The organism is Pseudomonas sp. LBUM1653 (assembly GCF_059716115.1).
The window spans coordinates 5,336,198-5,351,030 of the sequence record NZ_CP166803.1 but is presented as its reverse complement, the minus strand read 5'-3'; the positions used below and the strand labels follow the sequence as shown (position 1 = coordinate 5,351,030).

18 protein-coding genes are annotated in these 14,833 nt (G+C 58.2%); 12 read left to right on the top strand and 6 right to left on the bottom strand.

The window, feature by feature from the left end; genetic code table 11:
* Window positions 1-140 precede the first annotated feature (140 nt).
* Both ACA054_RS24000 and phbB read right to left on the bottom strand, forming a co-directional pair.
* The gene (locus tag ACA054_RS24000) at window positions 141-1,319 is read right to left on the bottom strand and encodes an acetyl-CoA C-acetyltransferase (RefSeq protein WP_497686474.1); all 1,179 of its coding nucleotides are present in this window, start codon (window positions 1,317-1,319) and stop codon (window positions 141-143) included.
* A 64-nt stretch (window positions 1,320-1,383) separates the two neighbouring features.
* Window positions 1,384-2,130, bottom strand: a complete 747-nt coding sequence (gene phbB / locus ACA054_RS23995; protein WP_497686473.1) for an acetoacetyl-CoA reductase — start codon at window positions 2,128-2,130, stop codon at window positions 1,384-1,386.
* A gap of 272 nt (window positions 2,131-2,402) precedes the next feature.
* Between phbB and ACA054_RS23990 the strand changes: the two genes are divergently transcribed.
* Together ACA054_RS23990 and phaP are read left to right on the top strand one after the other, a co-directional pair.
* Complete coding sequence (locus ACA054_RS23990; protein WP_497686472.1) at window positions 2,403-3,530, top strand: AraC family transcriptional regulator; 1,128 nt, start codon at window positions 2,403-2,405, stop codon at window positions 3,528-3,530.
* Window positions 3,531-3,823: 293 nt separating this feature from the next.
* Complete coding sequence (gene phaP / locus ACA054_RS23985) at window positions 3,824-4,381, top strand: TIGR01841 family phasin (protein WP_497686471.1); 558 nt, start codon at window positions 3,824-3,826, stop codon at window positions 4,379-4,381.
* A 34-nt stretch (window positions 4,382-4,415) separates the two neighbouring features.
* Here the strand turns inward: phaP and phaR are convergent, their stop codons facing one another.
* Window positions 4,416-4,949, bottom strand: coding sequence for a polyhydroxyalkanoate synthesis repressor PhaR (gene phaR, locus ACA054_RS23980; protein WP_497686470.1), 534 nt, complete (start codon window positions 4,947-4,949; stop codon window positions 4,416-4,418).
* A gap of 150 nt (window positions 4,950-5,099) precedes the next feature.
* Between phaR and ACA054_RS23975 the strand changes: the two genes are divergently transcribed.
* The 8 genes from ACA054_RS23975 to ACA054_RS23940 all read left to right on the top strand — a co-directional run bounded on the left by ACA054_RS23975 (window position 5,100) and on the right by ACA054_RS23940 (window position 10,230).
* Entirely contained in the window at window positions 5,100-5,282 is a 183-nt protein-coding gene (locus ACA054_RS23975; RefSeq protein WP_497686469.1) for a hypothetical protein, read from the top strand.
* A gap of 85 nt (window positions 5,283-5,367) precedes the next feature.
* Window positions 5,368-6,711, top strand: coding sequence for a serine hydrolase domain-containing protein (locus ACA054_RS23970; RefSeq protein ID WP_497686468.1), 1,344 nt, complete (start codon window positions 5,368-5,370; stop codon window positions 6,709-6,711).
* Window positions 6,708-7,028, top strand: coding sequence for a YbjQ family protein (locus ACA054_RS23965; RefSeq protein WP_497686467.1), 321 nt, complete (start codon window positions 6,708-6,710; stop codon window positions 7,026-7,028). The genes ACA054_RS23970 and ACA054_RS23965 overlap by 4 nt, the downstream gene beginning before the upstream one ends.
* A 144-nt stretch (window positions 7,029-7,172) precedes the next feature.
* Window positions 7,173-7,361: a hypothetical protein gene (locus tag ACA054_RS23960; protein ID WP_497686466.1), complete on the top strand. Its 189-nt coding sequence runs from the start codon at window positions 7,173-7,175 to the stop codon at window positions 7,359-7,361.
* A gap of 309 nt (window positions 7,362-7,670) precedes the next feature.
* Complete coding sequence (locus ACA054_RS23955; RefSeq protein ID WP_497686465.1) at window positions 7,671-8,039, top strand: bacteriocin; 369 nt, start codon at window positions 7,671-7,673, stop codon at window positions 8,037-8,039.
* Between the two features lie 112 nt (window positions 8,040-8,151).
* Window positions 8,152-8,586 carry a glycine zipper domain-containing protein gene (locus ACA054_RS23950; RefSeq protein WP_497686464.1) on the top strand — a complete coding sequence of 145 codons (435 nt, stop codon included), beginning with the start codon at window positions 8,152-8,154 and terminating at the stop codon, window positions 8,584-8,586.
* A 104-nt stretch (window positions 8,587-8,690) separates the two neighbouring features.
* Complete coding sequence (locus ACA054_RS23945) at window positions 8,691-8,903, top strand: hypothetical protein (protein ID WP_497686463.1); 213 nt, start codon at window positions 8,691-8,693, stop codon at window positions 8,901-8,903.
* Window positions 8,904-9,534: 631 nt separating this feature from the next.
* Complete coding sequence (locus ACA054_RS23940; protein WP_497686462.1) at window positions 9,535-10,230, top strand: HAD-IA family hydrolase; 696 nt, start codon at window positions 9,535-9,537, stop codon at window positions 10,228-10,230.
* Window positions 10,231-10,280: 50 nt separating this feature from the next.
* Here ACA054_RS23940 and ACA054_RS23935 read toward each other — a convergent pair whose 3' ends face one another.
* Window positions 10,281-11,027 (bottom strand): 3-oxoacyl-ACP reductase family protein, encoded by a 747-nt coding sequence (locus ACA054_RS23935; RefSeq protein WP_497686461.1) that lies wholly within the window; start codon window positions 11,025-11,027, stop codon window positions 10,281-10,283.
* 125 nt (window positions 11,028-11,152) lie between these two features.
* Between ACA054_RS23935 and ACA054_RS23930 the strand changes: the two genes are divergently transcribed.
* Entirely contained in the window at window positions 11,153-12,076 is a 924-nt protein-coding gene (locus ACA054_RS23930) for a LysR family transcriptional regulator (protein ID WP_497686460.1), read from the top strand.
* A gap of 116 nt (window positions 12,077-12,192) precedes the next feature.
* Here ACA054_RS23930 and ACA054_RS23925 read toward each other — a convergent pair whose 3' ends face one another.
* Window positions 12,193-12,921, bottom strand: coding sequence for an aspartate/glutamate racemase family protein (locus ACA054_RS23925; RefSeq protein WP_497686459.1), 729 nt, complete (start codon window positions 12,919-12,921; stop codon window positions 12,193-12,195).
* Window positions 12,922-13,251: 330 nt separating this feature from the next.
* The gene (locus ACA054_RS23920) at window positions 13,252-13,992 is read right to left on the bottom strand and encodes a phosphoadenylyl-sulfate reductase (RefSeq protein WP_497686458.1); all 741 of its coding nucleotides are present in this window, start codon (window positions 13,990-13,992) and stop codon (window positions 13,252-13,254) included.
* Window positions 13,993-14,155: 163 nt separating this feature from the next.
* On the opposite strand from ACA054_RS23920, the gene thrH reads away from it, so the two are divergent.
* A complete protein-coding gene (gene thrH, locus ACA054_RS23915) occupies window positions 14,156-14,773 on the top strand; it encodes a bifunctional phosphoserine phosphatase/homoserine phosphotransferase ThrH (RefSeq protein WP_497686457.1) in 618 nt (205 codons plus the stop codon).
* Window positions 14,774-14,833: the final 60 nt, after the last annotated feature.

The window sequence follows — 14,833 nt, the reverse complement described above, 5'->3', positions numbered from 1 at the left end:
ATGAGCCGGGCAGAAAAAAGCCGCGCTATGCCGGATTACGGCGTAGCGACGGCAGGTATGCGGGCAACGTTGTCTGATGCCAGCCTGATGCGCGGAGCAAGGGTCCCAAGTCCGCGCATGGGCTAATCGGACGACGTTGGTTAACGCTCGATAGCCAGGCCGACGCCTTGTCCGCCACCGATGCACAAAGTGGCCAGTCCCTTTTTGCCATCGCGACGGATCAGTTCGTGCACCAGCGACACCAGAATCCGTGCCCCCGACGCGCCGATCGGATGACCAAGGGCGATCGCACCGCCGTTGACGTTGACTTTGCTGGTGTCCCAGCCCATCTCTTTGCCAACCGCCAGCGCCTGGGCGGCGAAGGCTTCATTGGCTTCGATCAGGTCCAGGTCCTCGACGTTCCAGCCGGCCTTTTGCAGGGTCAGGCGTGTAGCCGGGACCGGGCCGATGCCCATGATCGACGGGTCCACACCGGCACTGGCATAGGCTTTGATCTTGGCCAGCACCGGAAGGCCCAGGGCTTGGGCTTTAGCGGCGCTGGCCAGCAACAACACGGCCGCACCGTCGTTGAGGGTCGAAGCGTTGCCGGCGGTCACGCTGCCGTCTTTCTGGAATGCCGGTTTGAGTTTTGCCAAGGCTTGCGCAGTACTGTCGACACGCGGCTGTTCGTCGGTGTCGAAGGCCAGTGGTTCGCCCTTGCGCTGAGGAATCAGGATCGGCGTGATTTCGCTCTGGAAACGCCCGCCCTCAATGGCTGCAGCGGCCTTCTGTTGCGAGGCGGCAGCGAAGGCATCCTGAGCTTCACGAGAGATCTCGTACTTCTGCGCCAGGTTCTCGGCGGTGATACCCATGTGGTAGTCGTTGAAGGCGTCCCACAGACCATCCTGGATCATGCTGTCTTGCAGTTGCGCATGGCCCATACGCAGGCCGGTGCGTGCCTTGGGCAGAACATAGGGGGCCAGGCTCATATTTTCCTGACCGCCAGCGATGATCAGTTCCGCGTCGCCGCAACGGATGGCCTGGACGGCGAGATGGACCGCCTTGAGACCGGAGCCGCAGACCTTGTTCAAGGTCAGGGCAGGGGTGGTGTGTGGCAAGCCAGCCTTGATCGCTGTCTGGCGTGCCGGGTTTTGCCCTGCGCCGGCAGTGAGTACCTGGCCGAGGATCACTTCATCAATTTGCGCAGCATCGATACCCGTCTGCTCCAGCAAGCGGCGAATCACTGCGGCACCCAGTTCGGTCGCGGGAATTGCAGACAAGGCACCCTGGAAACTGCCAATGGCGGTACGAGTAGCGGCAACGATTACGACTTCGTTCATGCGAGACCTCATCGAAAAGACAAAATTCGTCGAGCAAACCAGGGCATTCCTGCCCTGTTCGGGGTTATTGCATGTTCATGCCGCCGTTTACCGAGAAGTCGGCACCGGTGCTGTAAGCGGATTCATCGGACGCCAGCCATGCCACGATTGAGGCGATTTCTTCGGGTAGGCCAAGGCGACCAACCGGAATTCCCGCGATCATGCCTTCGAGAATGTCCGGGCGAATGGCCGCGGTCATGGAGGTCTGGATGTAACCTGGGGATACGGTATTGACGGTCACGCCCTTACCGGAGACTTCGCGGGCCAGTGCCATGGTGAAACCATGGATGCCAGCCTTGGCGGCGGAGTAGTTGGTCTGACCGAACTGGCCACGCTGACCGTTGATGGAGGAGATGTTGATGATCCGCCCCCAACCTTTGGACAACATCCCTTCAATGACCTGCTTGGTGGTGTTGAACAAGCCCGTCAGGTTGGTCCCGATCACGCTGTTCCAGTCTTCCGGGGTGAGCTTGCGAAAAGAGGCGTCGCGAGTGATGCCGGCGTTGTTGACCAGCACGTCGATCGGGCCGAATTGTTCACGAGCCATCTCGAAAGCCTTGCGGGTGGTCTCCCAATCGGTGACGTCGCCATAGACGAACTCGAACTCATAACCCGCTTCACGCTGGCTGGCAGCCCAGTCGTTCTTGCGGCTGGAATCAGAGCTGCAGCCGACGATTACCTTGAATCCTTCCTTGTATAGACGTTGGCTGATTGCCGTACCGATACCGCCCATACCACCCGTTACCAAAGCAATACGACTACGCGATTCCATACATCTACTCCGTTTTTTTTTTGCGCTGCAGGAGAGAAGATTGTTGGTTATCGGCGGGCCATGCGGAAGTGTTTGAAGGTGACGTTCTCCTGTCCTTCGGTGCCACGCGGGGAGGGAGGGGGATGGCAAAAAAGGAGGAGTACCTATACTGGGATCAATTCTTAGAACTGAATGGGTAGTTAATATTTCTGCAACAGAGTTGAAATATGTTCAACACGTGTCAGCATCGGCTCCGGACAGGACGTTCGGTTCCACTGGTCATTGAGGACGCCATGTATAGAATGAGTTCAGGTTATGCCAGCGTGCTGGCGAATACGTTTTTGGCCCAAGGACTTGACCTTGCCGGTCTCTGCCAGGAGGCGGGACTGGATGTCGAGTTCGTGAATAAACCAGGAGCATTCTGCGAGCGAAGCGTTATCTATCGTCTTTGGGATCTGGCGGCTCAAGCTTCGAATGACCCGAATATCGGCTTGAAAGCCTACGGGGAATTCCATCCCAGCAGTTTTCAGATCGTGGGCTACACGATGATGTCCAGTTCGAATCTGAAAAGGGCGCTTGAACGACTGGTTCGTTTCAGCCCGTTGATCGGTACCGGATTCAGCCTTTTCCTTGTCCAGGAGCAGCAGCATTTCCGATTGGCCAGTCTCGATCATCAGCAACATGGCTCGGTCAAACCCCGGCAATACACGGATGCATCCTTGGCTTCGCTGCTGGGTTTCTGTCGTTGGCTGGCAGGTGGCAAGTCACCCCAACCGTTGAGTGTGGAGTTCACTTATCCCGAACCCGAAGACACGTCGGAGCATCAGCGACTTTTTGGCTGTCCGCTGAGTTTCGGGGCGGCCTATGACAGCATTTTGTTCGATAGCCAAGAGCTTCTGAGTCCGTTGAGTATGGCCAACGAGGCGTTGGCCACTCTCCATGACAGTTTTGCCGTGGCTCAACTGGACTTGTTGTCCGGTTACTCCATTGTTGGCAGGATTCGCGGGCTGGTGACCGAGCGCTTGAGTCAGGGGCAAGGCCAAGGGCAATGTGATATGGAATCGATTGCGGCAGCACTGAACATCAGCAAGCGAACGCTTCAACGAGGCCTTGAGAAGGATGGCACGCAATTCAAGGATGTCCTGAACGATGTGCGCCGGCAGATGGCCGACTTCTATTTGCGTCATTCTCATTTCAACCTGAAGCATGTGACTCACCTGCTCGGCTTTCATGATCACAGCAGCTTCCATAAGGCATGCACCCGTTGGTTCGGTATGACACCCGGTCAATATCGAGCGCACGAGTTGTTGCTTGTGCCCAAGGAAGTCGCGCCGGTCCGACCCATGAACCCCTTCGGTCTACGCAGAGATCACAAGATCGCAGGCTTCGCCAGCGACTACGTCGAACGGATGCACCGCTAATGCCTTTAATATTGCGATGCAATAATGTCTTCCTGGCCCATAATGATCTCCTGACGATAGGCATGAGGAGCCGGGGGCATGCGGCTCGTTAACAAACAGGGCTTTAGCTATCCTTTCGATGTAGGGAGTTTATAGCGAATATGGGTAGGAAGGGAAAGGCTTTTGTGCGCCGCACAAAAAATCGTTGCCAAAAAAAATTGTGCGCTGCAATATAAAGTCTAACGCGATGACCGGCAGGATCGCTATCGCGTCCTCAGGCCAGAGTCGGCCTTCCAGTACCAGGAGATTCAAGCATGTCTTTTTTCAACTCGGAAAAATTGCAAGACGCTCAGAAAGCCAACCTCGACCTCCTGCAGCAAATCAGCGGCAAAATCTTCTCCAGTGTTGAACAACTGAGCCAGTTGCAGTTCAAGACCCTGCAGGCCTCCACCGAGGAGCAGTTCGACGGCTTTCGCAAGCTGCTTGCAGTACGTGATCCACAAGGGTTCGCTGAGCTCCAGGCTTCTTTCACCCAGCCTAATGTGCAAGCCGAACGACTGGCCAATTTCAATCGCCAAGTGCAGGCGTTGATTGTCGATACTCACTCCGAAATCGCCAAACTGACCTCGCGTCAGTTCGAGGCGGGCACCCAGCAGGTGCAAGAGTTCGTTGAAGTGATCAGCAAGAATGCACCGGCCGGCTCCGAACCCGTTGTGGCCGGGTTCAAATCGTCGCTGGCCAATGCCGGTACCGTTTTTGAAAGTGCACAGAAAGCCGTAAAACAGGCTGCTGACGTTGCCCAGACCGGTTTTGACGCAGCGACCGCCGCAGCCGCTAAAACCGCTTCTGGTGCCAAGGCTGATACCAAGTAAGTCTGATTAGCGTGGTTGCATGATGGCGATGGGTTTACTCCCCATCGCCATTTTTTTTCGGCCCGTCACCGGCACCTGGTTTGGCTGGTGGCATGCCGCCGAACAGGCCGAAGAGGTTCTGAGTGTTCAGGTAGAGGGCTTTTGACTGGTCGACATACTGGCGCATCAAGTCCTGCATGACCGGTGCCTGCTGGTGCATGAACGCGCTCCAGGTTTCGGAGGACTGGGCACCGGTCTGGGACTGGATGTCGATGACCGTCTGGATGCTTTTATCCAGATAGCTGCCGAGGACGCTCTGGTAGGGACCGTAGAACTGGATAATCCCCATCAGCATCTCGCTGGAGAATATCGGCTCACCGCCACTTTCGGCTTCCAGAATGACCTGCAGCAAAATACTTCGGGTCAGATTCTCGCCAGTCTTGGCGTCGACCACCTCGAACGGAATTCTATCGACGACCAATTGGCGTATATCCGCCAGGGTCAGATGACTGCTGGTGTGCGTGTCATACAGACGGCGATTCGGGTACTTCTTGATCAGACGGGTGGTGTTCCGACTGTTTTCTGTCATGCGGGGCTACTCACAGCGAGCCTGATTTGCAGGCATCTTATCCTACTCTGACCACTGCCCCTCCAATGTGTCGCCTCACACATAAACGCCGAAGGCACCCACCGCGACCCACTCCAGGATGGAAAGGCACCCGCTTTGCAGGAATTCACCATGAAGCAGGCCGAACTCGAAAAGGTTCATGTGGAAATCGTCAAGCTGATGACTGAGCAGCGCAAGCTGAACGCCGAAGCAGGCAAGATGACCCGTGAAACGTTCTGGTATCCGGTGGCGGTGGCCACCGGGCTTATTGGCACAGTAGCCACCGTCACTGCGGTGCTGGTGAAATTGCTCTGACGCCATTCGATCGGTCTTTCCAGGGCGCACGACCACATCCGTTCACCTGTTAAACTTCCCGAACCCTTCGAATGGAATCGACACCATGCACCCTTTTCGCGCTGCTTTTTGCGGTGTCCCGATATCCATCGCCACTGTAGTGCTGGGCTTCGCCCCATCATTCGCCTTCGCATCCACCCCCACGGCTTTTCCCGACGCAGCCGCCAGCGACCCGGCCAGGCTTGGCTGGATGGTCGGTTCTCCGCCACCTGCCGACCGCACTGTGCGGTTTGAAGACGGCAGTTATTTCCGGTTCCCGGCGATGCGCTGGAGTGTCTCGAACTTCCGGCAACTGATGCCAACCATCAATGTTTCACGTGGTCTGGGCGCACCCGTGCCGCTGGGGTCAGCGCTGCGCAAGGGTATCGACGCCATCAGTTTTCTCCCGCTCGGTTCGCAGGCCGCGATGACGTGGGAACAATCCCTGGCAGCGACCTATACCGACGGCATTGTGGTGCTGCATCGCGGGAAAATTGTCTACGAGCGTTACTTCGGTGTACTGAATCCGCAAGGGCAGCACGCGGCAATGTCGGTGACCAAGTCGGTGATTGGCACCCTGGCGGCCATGCTGGTGGCGGAGGGGCGTATCGATGCGCACAAGCGTGTTGCCGAATATGTACCGGAACTGGCGACGTCCGCATTCGGCAACGCGACGGTGCGGCAAGTGCTCGACATGACCACGGGTCTAAAATACAGCGAGGACTACGCGGACCCGAACGCCGAGGTCTGGGCTCATGCACAAGCCGGTAGCCCGCTGCCAAAGCCCAAGGACTACAGCGGTCCGCGCAGTTACTACGAATTTTTACAGACGGTGCAGGCGCAAGGTGAACATGGCGCCGCGTTCGCCTACAAGACCGTCAACACCGACGTGCTGGGCTGGATCATCGCCCGCGCCACCGGGCGCAACGTCGCGCAGTTGTTGTCGGAGCGGATCTGGAGTCGGCTGGGGGCCGAGCAGGATGCCTACTTCACCGTGGATTCCATTGGCACACCCTTTGCTGGTGGTGGTTTGAACACAGGCTTGCGCGACCTTGCCCGGTTTGGCGAGATGCTGCGCAATGAGGGTCAATTCAACGGTGAGCAAATCGTACCCAAGGCGGTGGTCGACGATATACGTCGCGGGGGTGACAAGCAGGCTTTTGCAAAGGCCGGTTATGCCTTGCTCAAAGGCTGGAGCTACCGATCGATGTGGTGGGTCACGGACAAGGAGGGCGGGGCATTCATGGCGCGCGGGGTCCATGGTCAGCGAATCTATGTTGACCCCGCGGCCGAGATGGTGATCGTTCGCTACGCCTCGCATCCGGTTGCCAACAACTCGGCCAACGACCCGGTGACGTTGTCGGCGTTCGATGCGCTGGCTCAATACCTGAACAAGAAGGACATTCAATGATCACGACAACCACCCACACTGTCGAAGGCCGACAAATCACCGCCTACCTGGACATCGTCAGCGCCGAGTCGGTACAGGGCGTCAACGTTGTCCGCGACGTTTTCGCCGGGATGCGGGATTTTTTCGGTGGGCGCTCCCAGACATTGGAGCGGGCGTTGCAGGAAGCGCGAATCCAGGCCACCGACGAGATCAAGGAGCGAGCGCGGGCACTGCAGGCGGATGCGCTAGTGGGGCTCGATTACCAGATCAGCATGCCAACAGGAAAGGGCGGCATGGTGGTGGTGTTTGTGTCCGGAACGGCGGTCAAACTGAGGTGACACTGCGTCGCCCATTCGTCGGGCATTCGGGTTTATGAATAACAAGTCCGGTAATGACCGACTAGTCTCAAAATCCTTGGTGATCGATATTTTTCGTGCAAAGGGCTTGCCGGTGTCGATCCCGCATTTGAGAGGGGTGAAGCGATGACTGAACCGTATATCGAAGACGACGGCGCAGAATTTCCGATCAACAACTACGTTCAGTGCGGCCAGACAGAGTATGTGGCCAGCTTTGGCGAAGACCAGGCCAAGGTCCTCAAGATCAAGACCAAGGCTTGTCGAGTACTGAAGGGGAAATTCCTACCCAAGCTTACGGAACCGGCCAGCAAGTAAAATGTACCCGCGAGCAAACCCCGTCATCGAACGGGGTTTTTTGTGCCCGGTGTGTGAACGAATATTTAATCTGGAAAGTTTTCACAAACTTTTCACAAGGCCCTACGTAGGCTCAGCTCATCCGTTAGAAGCAACACCCTGCCCGTTCCCCAGCGGGCTTTTTTTTGCCCGCGATAAAACCTTTTCCAAAATTGCTGTCCAACCGTCGCCTACCACGAGGTTGAGCGCGCGCATGTCTGGACTTTGCCTCCTCTAAAGCATTCAATCTCGACCCTTTGAATTTCATCCCCTATTTTTGAGGTTTCTGTCATGCGTTTCACACTGCCTGCTCTGGTTCTGGGTCTTCTGGTTGCTCAAGGTGCAATGGCCGGCGACGGCACTGCCGCCCTTGGTGGCGGCTTGGGTGGTGCGCTGGGTAACGTCGTTGGCCAGAGCATGGGCGGCAGCACCGGTGCAGCAATTGGTGCGGGTGTCGCTGGTGCAGCGGGCAGTGCGGTTGCCGCCAAGAAAGGCCACCGTACCAGCGCGGCCATCGGTGGTGGCGTTGGCGCTGCTGGTGGTTCGGTAATCGGCAACAGCCTGGGCGGCAAGACCGGTTCGACAATCGGCGCTGGCTTGGGTGGCGCCTTGGGTGGCGGCGTAGGCAGCAACCTGGCCAAAGGTCACAAGCGTCACTGATCCAGAGGGATCCACCAAAAGCCCGGCTTGATGCCGGGCTTTTGCGTTTTTGAACGTTTCTGGCTTTCGCGCCTCAAATCCTCCATACCCCCGATAGAATGCGAGGCGTGCCATGGAACTGAAAACCCGCTTGACGTTGCCGGTGCTTGTTTTTGGAATATTGCTTACACCGTTCGTGCTGGCGGCAGGAGACGGTACTGCCGCCGTTGGCGGCGGTATTGGCGGTGCATTGGGCAACGTGGTTGGCGGACAAATGGGCGGCAGCACAGGCGCCGCGATTGGTGCCGGTGTCGGTGGCGCCGCCGGTAGTGCGGTCGGTGCACCCAAGGGCAGTCGCACCGAAGCGGCGGTGGGTGGTGGATTGGGTTCGGCGGGCGGTTCCATAATCGGAAACAGCCTGGGTGGCAGAACCGGTTCGACCATTGGCGCAGGCCTGGGTGGCGCAGCCGGTGGTGCGGTCGGCAACAATCTGGGAAGCGACAATGACCGATCCCATTCCGGTGGTGGCCATAAACATAAGAACAAACATAAAAACAAACATCACTGACTGATATCGATCTGCGCAACCGGTGGTCTCCCTGATCGAACCTGACGATCGACTATCCCTCCAACGGTCAGGACCTGCCTTTCAGGTCCGTTGAGAGGTGTCACATGAACGCTGATCCCAAAGACTCCGACATCGACGAAACTCCCGAATACCCCCTGCCTTCACCCACCGATTCCCTGAGTCGGGATCAACGTCGGCCCGATGACGAGGCCGGTGTAGAGCAGGTTCCCAACGAAGACGTCAAGCGCACTGATGTCGAAGCGGACCCGAACGATCCGGACATCGCCGGGGAAGACGCCTCAGGCGAGCCCAGCTGATAAACGTTTAGTGCAAGACCGCCCGTCGAATGAGTGGCAACCATGCCCACGCACTGCTGCCAGACATAAGGTATGCAACTCGTAAAGGAGACGCACATGATCAGGTCAAGATGGTCGGCCCTGACGGTGGCCAGTCTGTTGTCGCTTGGTTCAGGCACGGCCTTTTCACAGTCCTGTGGCAACGATGCCCCGATCGATAAGGGTGGAATGCCACCGTCTACCGAAATGAATGCAGGCTCTGGATCGGAGAATACGTTGCCGCCTGGCGCCATCAAGGATGGCAATGCAGGCGATGCCAATGGGAGCAGCACCCGCCCGGAGACGGGAAGCGGTTCGACCGGTGGCAGTTCGATGGGGAGCGGTTCTGGGAGTGGGTCTGGAGGATCAGGTAATTCTACCGGCAGTGGCGGGAGTACAGCACCTGCGGGTAGCGGGACAGGTAAAGCGGGCGGTTAGCCTGATAGAGGATCAGCAGCAGTGACTGACGGGCCCGGCGATTTGCCGGGCTTTTTGCGTCATCCCCCGGTTGCTCTTGGCCATGGCTGCTCGCTATGCTGCTGAAACCTTTAATCTGTCTCGGAGCCGGCTGTGCCTGGGCCGCCTGGAATGTCATGAAAACGGATCAGATGCGATGAATTCACCGCTCAAAGAGTTCGGCCCCATCAAGGCCGTGATTTTCGATATGGACGGCTTGCTGCTGGACACAGAGGGGATTTACACCGAAGTCACGGCCACGATTGCCGCGCGCTATGGACGGACGTTCGACTGGAGCGTCAAACAGAACATCATCGGCCGTGGTGCGAGTGATCTGGCGCGTTATGTAGTGCAGGCGCTGGACTTGCCGATCAGCGCCGAAGAGTTTTTGGTGATTCGCGAGCCGCTTATGCGCGAGCGTTTTCCTGCGGCGCAGGCGATGCCGGGTGCAGAAGAGCTGGTTCGGCACTTGAAGGCGCATGACATTCCCATTGCGGTGGGTACCAGTTCCTCGAGTCAGTCGTTCGGCCAGAAAACCACCTTGCATCGCGACTGGTTCGCCTTGTTCGATTTTATCGTCACGGCCGATGATCCTGAAGTCGGTGCGGCCAAACCGGCGCCGGATATCTTCCTGACGGCGGCGCGACGCCTGGGTGTCGAGCCGCAGGATTGCCTGGTGTTCGAGGATTCACCGTTCGGGGTCACGGCGGCCAAAGCGGCGGGGATGACGGCAATTGCGATTCCGGATGCGGCGATGGCTGACGAAAAGTACGCACACGCCGACGGCATTCTTCGTACGCTGAAGGCGTTCAAACCAAGTGCCTGTGGCTTGCCAGCGCTCGATTGGTCCTGACGACAATGTGGGAGCAGGTTTGCTCCCACATTTGGATTGCGTTCAATTCATCAGGCGCCGAAACCACCATCGATGGTCAGGCTCGCGCCGGTGATGTAGCCCGCTTCGGGGCCGACCAGATAGGCGACGAAACTGGCGATCTCTTCAGCTGTGCCGTAACGCCCCACTGCCATCAACGGAATCAGGCTGTCGGCGAAGTCGCCGTGGGCAGGGTTCATGTCGGTATCGACCGGACCCGGCTGCACGTTGTTGATGGTGATGCCTTTCGGCCCGAGGTCGCGGGCCAGGCCCTTGGTCAGGCCAACCAGCGCCGACTTGCTCATGGCGTACGGACCGCCACCGGCGAAGGGCATGCGGTCGGCGTTGGTGCTGCCGATATTGATGATTCGACCACCTTCGGTCATGTGCCTGGCGGCAGCCTGGGTGGCGATGAACACGCTGCGTACGTTAATCGCCAGGGTCTGGTCGAAGTCTTCGAGTTTGAAGTCTTCCAGCGGTGCAACGGCCAGCACGCCAGCGTTGTTGACCAGGATATCCAGCTGACCAAATGCTTCTACAGTAGCCGTTACGGCGTCGCGGATGGCCTCGGCGTCAGCGCTGTCAGCCTTGATAGCCAGGGCTTTGCCGCCAGCATGGGTGATGCTGTTTTGCAATTCTTCGGCCTTGGCCGTGGAGCTGACGTAGGTAAAGGCGACCGTCGCGCCTTCAGCGGCCAGGCGTTTGACGATGGCAGCGCCGATGCCCCGGGAGCCGCCCTGGATCAAAGCCACTTTGCCGCTGAGGTTCTGAGTAGTCATATCGATCTCCAAAGTCCCGAGGCGAGATGTCCCGGTTGATGGAGCCTAGTATCGATTCAGGATTACAAGCTGTGTAGACGGCAATTGCGATAGTCTGTGTAAACCATAAGTTTATAATGGTGCTCATGGAAACCTTCAGCAGTATCGAATGCTTTGTGCGCAGCGCCGAGGTAGGCAGCTTTGCCGAGGCCGCGCGACGCTTGAGCCTAACCCCGGCGGCAGTGGGCAAGAGCGTGGCCAAACTGGAAGCGCGGCTGGGGGTCCGGTTGTTTCAGCGCAGCACCCGCAGCCTCACGCTGACCGAGGCTGGGCAACTGTTTCTGAGTGAGGTCAGTGCCAGCCTGCACACGATCCAAAATGCCGTGGCCAATCTCGCCAGCGCCGAAGGTCGTCCGGCGGGCACCTTGAAGGTCAGCATGGGCACAGTGTTCGGGCGTTTATACATCGTGCCGCTACTCGGAGAGTTTTTGCGGCGCTTTCCGGCGATTAATCCGGACTGGCATTTCGATAACCGTCAGGTCGACCTGATAGCCCAGGGTTTCGACGCCGCGATTGGTGGCGGATTCGAGCTGCCCCAAGGGGTGGTGGCGCGCAAGCTGACCCCGGCCCATCGCGTGTTGGTGGCCTCTGCCGGTTATCTGGCGGTGCACGGAGCGATCCTCGAGCCTGATGAGCTCAAGCTTCACGACGGCATCCTCATTCGCTCGCCGCAGACCGGCCGCGTGCGTTCCTGGCAGTTGACCAGTCACACCCGACAACACAGCCCGCTGACGCTCAAGGCGCGGATGACCATGAGCGATTCGGAAGCGGCTTGTGCCACGGCGGTCCAGGGTTTGGGCATTGCGCTGGTGAGCATGCCGTTTGCCGTGGGCTATCTGGAGGCGGGGACGTTACAGCGGGTGTTGCCGGATTGGTATGTCGATGATGGCAATATTTCTATCTATTACGCTGAACATAAGCTGCTGCCGGGCAAGACCCGGGCGTTTGTGGATTTCATTATCGAGCAGTTTGTTGAGCAGGGGTTGGGGCGGCGGTTCAGTGCTGTGTGAGTTTACTCGGGACCGAGTCGTCCCCATTCGCGAGCAGGCTCGCTCCCACAGGGGATTTTTGTACGCCGAAGAACCAATGTGGGAGCGAGCCTGCTCGCGAAGAACGATAACGCGGTCTATCGGGAAAATCGCCCTGGCCAGCCGATGATGTTCTTCGGCCGCGGTGTCGCATAGGTCCGCACCTTCGAAGTCGACAACCCCAGCCTCACCAACGATTCGGCGATGGTCACCGCCGCCGTCACGCCATCGATCACCGGCACGCCGGTGCGCTGACGAATCTGCTCATCCAGACCGGCCATGCCGCCGCAGCCAAGGCAAATCACTTCGGCCTTGTCCTGGGTCACCGCCAGTTCAGCCTGATGCACGATGGCCTCCAGCGCGCGTTGCGGCTCGTGTTCCAGTTCCAGCACCGCCAAGCCACTGGCCCGCACCGAGGCACAGCGGTCCCAGAGCCCGGACAATTTCAGTCGATCTTCGATCAGCGGAACAGTGCGATCGAGGGTGGTGACGACCGAGTACGCATGGCCGAGAAACATCGCGGTGCTCGCTGCCGCATCGGTGATGTCTACCACGGGTACGTTGAGCAATTCCTGCAGGCCTTCGCGACCGTGTTCGCCGTAGCCGGCTTGAATCACGGCATCGAAGGGCTGGTCGTAGGCCATGACCCGATCCATCACCGCAATCGCGGCCAGGTAGCTTTCGAAGTTGCCTTCGATCGAGTCGGCACCGAAGAAGGGCGTCAGGCCAACGATCTCCGTGCCGGGCGCGGCCACTGCCTGGGCCGAGCGGGCGATGGCCTGAGTGATGGATTCGGTGGTGTTGACGTTGACCACGAGAATACGCATGGGAAGTCCTTATGACGGGTGGTTCAGTTGCCAGACTTGTATACAAAATATGTATGCAATAAAGCGAAATCTGTGCCAGTCGAGAATCTATAAAGTCGTTTGCTGATTTCGTTTTGTTATTAACTGAAGTTAACTGACTGACAAACCGGCAATAAAAATTGAGCGTTTGAACAGGTATTTGTTTTTCAGCGGGTTTTTTGAGGTCGGTCGACTGGGGAAGTCAGGAAAGGAGCGTGTAACTTTTTGGGGCGTTGAAACTAAAAGTGCACACACAATTGGCACCTAAGGTGACATTCGTGTGTACACATTTTGTAGGAGCCAGACGTGGGATCAGGCTTTGGACTTGCTGATGATGTTCCCGGCATGCAGCCCGCATTCCTTCTGCGTGGCTTCTTCCCACCACCAGCGACCTTCACGCTCGTGCTGGTTCGGCAATACCGGGCGCGTGCACGGCTCACAGCCGATGCTGATGAACCCGCGTTCGTGCAGGCTGTTGTAGGGCAGTTCCAGCATGCGGATGTAGCCCCAGATTTCCTCGCTGGTCATCTGTGCCAGCGGGTTGAACTTGTACAGGGTGTGATCCGGGGTGGAGAACGCGGTGTCGATTTCCATCACGGCCACCGCGCTGCGCGTGCCGGGGCTCTGGTCACGGCGCTGGCCGGTGGCCCAGGCCTTCACGCCAGACAACTTGCGGCGCAGTGGTTCGATCTTGCGGATGCCGCAGCATTCGCCATGACCATCTTTGTAGAAACTGAACAGGCCTTTTTCCTTCACGAACGGTTCGAGCTTGGTGTAGTCGGGCGACACCAGTTCGATGTCGATCTTGTAGTGCTCGCGCACTTGATCGATGAAGCGGTAGGTCTCGGGATGCAAGCGGCCAGTGTCGAGGCTGAACACTTTGACGTTCTTGTTCAGCTTCCAGGCCATGTCCACCAGCACCACGTCTTCGGCGCCGCTGAAAGATATCCACAGTTCATCGCCGAATTCGGCAAAGGCGAGTTTCAGGATGTCCTGGGCGGATTTGTTGGCATAGGTCGTGGCGAGTTCCACGACGTCGAACGTTGGGCTCATCAGGGCGGCTTCCTACAGGTCGGTGGCGCTGGGCGCTCTATATGGGGCCGATGTTAACAAAAAGCTGCGCCGGCCGGGGCGTCCTCTGCGTTGCGCGGTGGAGGAGGAGTCGCTAGAGTTCGGGCTCGCTCGACTCAATAAACAATACCAATGGGAGTGTCTTGTGGAAATTGCCTGTCTGGATCTTGAAGGTGTGCTGGTCCCGGAAATCTGGATCGCCTTCGCGGAAAAAACCGGGATCGAATCCCTCAGGGCCACCACCCGGGACATTCCCGACTATGACGTGCTGATGAAGCAGCGCTTGCGGATTCTCGACGAACACGGCCTGAAGCTCGCCGACATCCAGGAAGTGATCGCTACGCTCAAGCCGCTGGACGGTGCTGTCGAGTTCGTCGACTGGCTGCGTGAGCGCTTCCAGGTGGTGATTCTGTCGGACACCTTCTACGAGTTTTCCCAGCCGCTGATGCGTCAATTGGGCTTCCCGACCTTGCTTTGCCATCGTCTGATTACTGACGATACCGGGCGCGTCACGGGCTATCAGCTGCGTCAGAAAGATCCCAAGCGCCAGTCGGTATTGGCCTTCAAGAGCCTCTACTACCGGGTGATTGCAGCGGGGGATTCCTACAACGACACCACGATGCTGGGTGAGGCGGATGCCGGGATTCTGTTCCATGCGCCGGACAATGTGATTCGCGAGTTCCCGCAGTTTCCAGCGGTGCACGATTTCGAGGCGTTGAAGCAGGAGTTCATCAAGGCTTCGAACCGGGTGTTGAGTTTGTAAGCCTGATCCTTGTGGGAGCGAGCCTGCTCGCGATGAACCTGAGAGCGCCGCGGGGTGTCA